This window comes from Streptomyces sp. NPDC007162 (assembly GCF_040634175.1).
Lineage (GTDB): Bacteria > Actinomycetota > Actinomycetes > Streptomycetales > Streptomycetaceae > Streptomyces.
Genome location: NZ_JBEYFC010000558.1, coordinates 1 through 5,372, shown reverse-complemented (window position 1 = coordinate 5,372; position 5,372 = coordinate 1). Strand labels below are relative to the sequence as shown.

General features: G+C 71.4%; 7 protein-coding genes and 1 pseudogene. 2 read left to right on the top strand and 6 right to left on the bottom strand.

Features of this window, described 5'->3' with window-relative positions; genetic code table 11:
• Window positions 1-52: 52 nt before the first annotated feature.
• From ABZ646_RS39065 to ABZ646_RS39045, 5 genes and pseudogenes are all read right to left on the bottom strand, one after another.
• On the bottom strand, window positions 53-430 hold the full coding sequence (locus ABZ646_RS39065) for a VOC family protein (protein WP_360530215.1): 378 nt from the start codon (window positions 428-430) through the stop codon (window positions 53-55).
• 52 nt (window positions 431-482) lie between these two features.
• Window positions 483-602 (bottom strand): annotated as a pseudogene (locus ABZ646_RS39060) (NADP-dependent oxidoreductase); the annotation flags it as partial.
• Window positions 603-641: 39 nt separating this feature from the next.
• Window positions 642-1,721 carry an LLM class flavin-dependent oxidoreductase gene (locus tag ABZ646_RS39055; protein ID WP_360530213.1) on the bottom strand — a complete coding sequence of 360 codons (1,080 nt, stop codon included), beginning with the start codon at window positions 1,719-1,721 and terminating at the stop codon, window positions 642-644.
• Window positions 1,721-2,227, bottom strand: a complete 507-nt coding sequence (locus ABZ646_RS39050) for an SRPBCC family protein (RefSeq protein WP_360530210.1) — start codon at window positions 2,225-2,227, stop codon at window positions 1,721-1,723. Before ABZ646_RS39050 ends, ABZ646_RS39055 begins: the two co-directional genes overlap by 1 nt.
• 81 nt (window positions 2,228-2,308) lie before the next feature.
• On the bottom strand, window positions 2,309-2,809 hold the full coding sequence (locus ABZ646_RS39045; protein ID WP_360530207.1) for a helix-turn-helix domain-containing protein: 501 nt from the start codon (window positions 2,807-2,809) through the stop codon (window positions 2,309-2,311).
• Between the two features lie 141 nt (window positions 2,810-2,950).
• Here ABZ646_RS39045 and ABZ646_RS39040 point away from each other — a divergent pair, with 141 nt between their 5' ends.
• Window positions 2,951-3,649, top strand: coding sequence for an SDR family oxidoreductase (locus ABZ646_RS39040; protein WP_360530204.1), 699 nt, complete (start codon window positions 2,951-2,953; stop codon window positions 3,647-3,649).
• A gap of 14 nt (window positions 3,650-3,663) precedes the next feature.
• Window positions 3,664-5,061 (top strand): dihydrolipoyl dehydrogenase, encoded by a 1,398-nt coding sequence (lpdA, locus tag ABZ646_RS39035; protein WP_360530201.1) that lies wholly within the window; start codon window positions 3,664-3,666, stop codon window positions 5,059-5,061.
• Window positions 5,062-5,083: 22 nt separating this feature from the next.
• Here the strand turns inward: lpdA and ABZ646_RS39030 are convergent.
• On the bottom strand, window positions 5,084-5,372 hold a 289-nt coding region (locus tag ABZ646_RS39030), incomplete at its 5' end, for a LuxR C-terminal-related transcriptional regulator (protein ID WP_360530198.1).

The following is a 5,372-nucleotide window of genomic DNA, read 5'->3' as shown; positions in this document are numbered from 1 at the left end:
AGCAGCCGCCCCGGCTCCGTACGGAGCCGGGGCGGTCACCGGTGGGGTGCGGTCAGGACCGGGGAGGGTTGCGGCACAGGCAGAACGGATGCCCGGCCGGGTCGGTGTACACCTGCCAGCCGTAGCCGGACTCGCCGACGAAGCTCTTCTGGAAGACGGCGCCCAGCTCGGTCACCCGGCGGTGCTCGGGCTCGAACTCGTCCACTTCGAAGTCGAGGTGGAACTGCTGCGGATGCTCCTGGCCCGGCCAACTGGGCCGCTGGTAGTCCTCCACCCGCTGGAACGACAGCTCGATGCCGTCGTTGCGCAGGTTGACCCAGTCCTTCTGGCTGATCTCGGTGTTGATCTCCCAGCCCAGCAGCTCGGCGTAGAACTCGGCCAGCTTCCAGGGGTCGGGGCAGTCGAGGATGACATCGGTGAAGGTCAGCATTCGGTCATCGTAGATCGCGGCGCGGGCCGCGGGCGGTGCCACGACGGATCCTGAGCCCGGCGTCCTCCTCGGCGACCGCCTCCACCAGGTGGCCGCCCGGGCGCAGCACGTCGAGCGACCGCTCGGCGGTGTCGCCGCCGAGCGTGTCGAGCACGAGGCCGATGCCGCGGACCGGCCCCGAGCCCGTCGCCCACGGCAACCGAGGCACACCTCAGGGCACTTGAGTAGCCCCTCGGCCGCCCGCGTCGGTCCCGTGCACCAGCTCGATCGCCCGCCCCAGCGTGGTGAGCCGGTCCTCGACGGTCGCCCCGGCGGGGTAGAGCCGGACCGTGTCCACCCCGGCGTCACGCCAGACCGCCAGCCGCTCGCGGACCATGGCCTCCGTGCCGATCAGCGTCGTGGCGAGCACCATCTCGTCCGTCACCAGCGCGGCCGCGCCGTCCCGGTCACCGCCCTGCCAGCGTTCGCGCACCTCGGCGGCGACCTCGGCCCAGCCCTGGCGGCTGTAGGCGTTGTTGTAGAAGTTGGTGGCGGCCGAGCCCATTCCGCCGAGGCTGAAGGCGAGTTCCTTCTTCCGCCCGGCGACCATCGCCCCGAGTGCCTCCTCGTCGGGTGCGAAGGCGACCTCCGCGCCCTGACAGACATCGAGGTCCGCGCGGGTGCGACCGCTGCGGGCCAGACCCTCGTCGAGGTGGGCGAAGTAGGCGTCGCCGGCCCCCTCGGGCACGAAGCTGGTGCCCAGCCAGCCGTCGGCGACCTCGCCGGTCAGCCGCAGCATGGCCGGGGACAGGGCGGCCAGGTACACCGGGATCTCGTGCTCGGCGCGCATCGACAGCCGCATCGGGACGGCCTCGCCGCCGGGCAGCGGGACGCTGAACTCCGTGCCGGAGTAAGCGAGTCGGCCGCCGTCCAGCACACGCCGCACGATCTCCACGGTCTCCCGCATCCGCCGCAGCGGCCTGGCGAAGGGAACGCCGTGCAGTCCCTCGATGACCTGCGGGCCTGATGCGCCGAGACCGAGCAGGAAACGCCCGCCGGACAGGTTGGAGAGGGTGACGGCCGTCTGCGCCACGGCTGTCGGGGTCCGGGTGCCCAGCTGCAGCACGCCGGAGCCGAGCAGCATCCGGTCGGTGAGCGCCGCGTAGTAGCCGAGGGCGGAGGGGGCGTCGGAGCCCCAGGCCTCGGCGACCCAGCAGACGTCCAGGCCCAGCTTCTCCGCCTCGACGACGAAATCGGCCTGCCGGGACCAGTGCTCGCCGCCCGAGGCCTCGATCGTGGTGGCCGCGCGCATCACGCCTCCGCCCGCTTCTTGATCTCGGCGAGAGTGGCGGTGATGCTCCGCTCGAACTCCCGCAACCGTACGAACACGATCTTCTGTTCCTTGTCCGGCATCCGGTCGATCGCCGTGGACAGCCCGGAACGCCCCGGCCCCAGCTGCATCCACTGCGACAGTTCGGTTCCGCCGTCCTCGGCGCGGAGCCGGAACCGCCAGATCGCGGAGGGGGCGCAGGGGTCCTGCACGGCCCAGGCGAGAACCGACTCCGGCTCGCACTCGGTCACCTGGGACGTGGTCTCCCACCTGCCGAACGCCTCGTGTTCGCTGCGGCCGACGAACCTCGCCCCGACCGCGGGCCCGGTGGCCCCGTCGAGCCAGGAGACGGACCGCAGTTCCGCGCTCATGTCCGGCATCAGCTCGATGTCACTGACCAGCGCCCACACCGTGGCCGGCGGGGCGTCGATCCAGGTCCGCACCTCGACCGTGGGTCTGTCCGCGTAGCGTGCGCCCGTCCACTCCAAGACCGTCGCCTCCTCGCCGTCGGAGTATCTCCCGACAGGGTTGCGATATGAGACTCTGCCTGTCAAGAGAGTGCGACGGACTCAGTCGGCACCGAACCGCCGTCGTACCTCCGGCCGCTGCGCGAGCCGCTCGGGATATCCGGGCCCCATCCGCATCGAGGTCTCCGCGGCCCGCAACGGCGCCCGGCACTGGGCGCAGACGACCTCGGCGGCGGTGTCGTGGCCGCACGCCCCGTGGTGGAAGACCACCGGCACGCCCCGCTCCCCGGCGAGCCAGCGGTCCCCCCACGCGGACATCGCGGCGAGCACCGCGAACAGGTCGCGCCCCTTCTCCGTGAGGACGTAGTCGTAGCGCGGCGGTTCCGCCTCGTACTGCCGTTTCTCCAGGATCCGCTCGTCGACCAGGAGGCGCAGCCGGTCGGTCAGCGTGTTGCGGGCGATGCCGAGTTCCTGCTGGAACTCGTCGAAGCGGCTGATCCCGTAGAAGGCCTCCCGCACCACCAGGGGCGTCCAGTGGTCACCCAGCAGATCGACGGTCCGCGCGATCGAGCACGGCCACTTGGCGAACGAGGTCCGTTTCATGTCCTTACGATAGCGACCCACCAGCGAGTCTCATCAAGAAACTCAGCTGACGGATGGGGGCAGGCGGCCGCGTGGACATCCGCGCCCCACGCGCTTTCACTGGTTATGACGACGGCGAACCGCGAGACGAGGTGTCCGACCATGAGGATCGAGGGATCGGTCGCACTGGTGACCGGAGCGAACCGGGGCATCGGCCTGGCGTTCGCGCACGCCCTGCTGGCCCGCGGCGCGACCAGGGTGTACGCGGGCGTCCGGCGCCCGGAGGACTTCACCGTGCCCGGCCTGGAACCGCTGCGCCTCGACGTCACCGACCACGACCAGGTGGCGGCCGCCGCGCGGACCGCGTCGGACGCGACGATCGTGGTCAACAACGCGGGCATCCAGGCCGGCCCGGGCCTGCTGGAAGGCTCCCTGGACGGTGCCCGGCGCGAGCTGGAGGTCAACTACCTGGGCACCTGGGCCGTGTCCCGGGCCTTCGCGCCGGTGCTCGCCGCGAACGGCGGCGGCGCCCTCGTGAACATGCTGTCCGTGGCCTCCTGGCGCTCGACCGAGCGGTTCCCCGGTTATGCCGCGTCGAAGTCGGCACAGTGGTCGCTGACCAACGCGTTCCGGGTCGCGCTGCGGGAACAGGGGACGCTGGTCGTCGGCGTGCACGTCGGCTGGGTGGACACGGACGCCACCGCACGGGTCGACGAGCCGAAGACGGATCCGGCCGAGGTGGCCGAGCAGGCCATGGACGCGATCGCCCGCGACGAGTCCGAGGTGCTCGTCGACGACACCGCCCGCCGGGTCCGCGCGGCCCTCTCCGGTCCTCTCGATCTCCTCTATCCGGTCCCCTGACGTGAGGTGGAGCCATGCAGACGGACTTCGACGTCGTCGTCCTGGGAGCCGGACCGGGCGGCTACGTGGCCGCGATCCGCGCCGCGCAGCTGGGCCTGCGCACCGCGATCGTGGAGGGCCGCTTCTGGGGCGGCGTCTGCCTGAACATCGGCTGCATCCCGGCCAAGGCGCTGTTGCGCAACGCCGAGGTCGCCCAGCTGATCCAGCACGACGCGGAGAAGTTCGGCGTGAGGATCAGCGGGGAGGTGGCCCTCGACTACCGCGCCGCCTACGAGCGCAGCCGGGTGGTGGCCGACGGACGCGTCAAGGGCGTCGGCTACCTGATGCGCAAGAACAAGATCGACCAGTTCGAGGGGCAGGGCACCTTCCTCGACCCGCACACCCTGCAGGTACGGATGCGGGACGGCGAGACCACGCTCTCCTTCCGCTCCTGCGTCATCGCCACCGGCTCCACCGTGAAACTGCTGCCCGGCACGGTGCTCGGCCGGCGCGTCGTCACCTATGAGGAGCAGATCCTCTCCGACACCCTCCCGGCCAGTCTGGTCATCGCGGGCGCCGGTGCCATCGGCGTCGAGTTCGCGTACCTGCTGCGGTCCTACGGCGTGGAGGTCACGCTGGTGGAGTACCTCGACCGGATCGCACCGCTGGAGGACGAGGAGGTCTCGGCCGAGCTCGCCCGCCGGTTCACACGCCAGGGCGTCCGCATCATGACCTCCACCGCGGTGCGGGCGGTCGAGGAGAGCGCCGACACCGTCCGGGTGACCGTACGGCAGGGCGGCACCGAACAGGTCCTGGAGGCGGAGAAGGTCCTGCAGGCCACCGGCTTCCAGCCGCGCACCGCAGGCTACGGGCTGGGCAGCACCGGGGTACAACTCACCGAGCGGGGCGCCATCGACGTCGACGGCCACTGCCGCACCAGCCGGCCGCACATCTACGCCATCGGTGACGTCACGGCGAAGCTGATGCTCGCGCACACCGCCGAGGCGATGGGCATCGTCGCCGCCGAGAGCATCGCCGGCGCGGAGACCATGGAGCTGGACTACCGGATGATCCCGCGCGCCACCTTCTGCCAACCCCAGATCGCCAGCTTCGGCTGGACCGAGGCCCAGGCCCGCGCCGAGGGTTTCGACGTACGGGTGGCGAAGTTCCCGTTCACGGCCAACGCCAAGGCGCACGGCCTGGGCGACACGGTCGGGTTCGTGAAGCTGGTGAGCGACGCCCGGTACGGGGAACTGCTCGGCGGCCACCTGATCGGGCCGGACGTGACCGAACTCCTGCCGGAGCTCACCCTCGCCCAGAAATGGGACCTCACCGCGCACGAACTCGCCCGGAACGTGCACGCCCACCCGACGCTGAGCGAGGCCGTCCAGGACGCCCTGCACGGACTCGCCGGGCACATGATCAACCTCTGACGCTCCGGGGCTGGCGGAACGGTCACTTCTGCGGTGTGCGGGCCAGGTACGCGAGGACGGCCAGTACCCGGCGGTGGCCGCTGTCGCCGGGCGGCAGGCCGAGCTCGAGGAACACGTTGCCGATGTGCTTGTGGACCGCGCGCGCGGTGACGACGAGGGTCCTCGCGATGGTCGCGTTGTCGTGGCCCTCGGCCATCAGCCCCAGTACCTGGCGCTCGCGGGGTGTCAGGTACTGGCCGGCGGCAAGGCGGGTGCCCCACCGACCGCCTGGGCGCAACGGACGGAGCCGCTGCCGCGCTGGGTGCCGACGG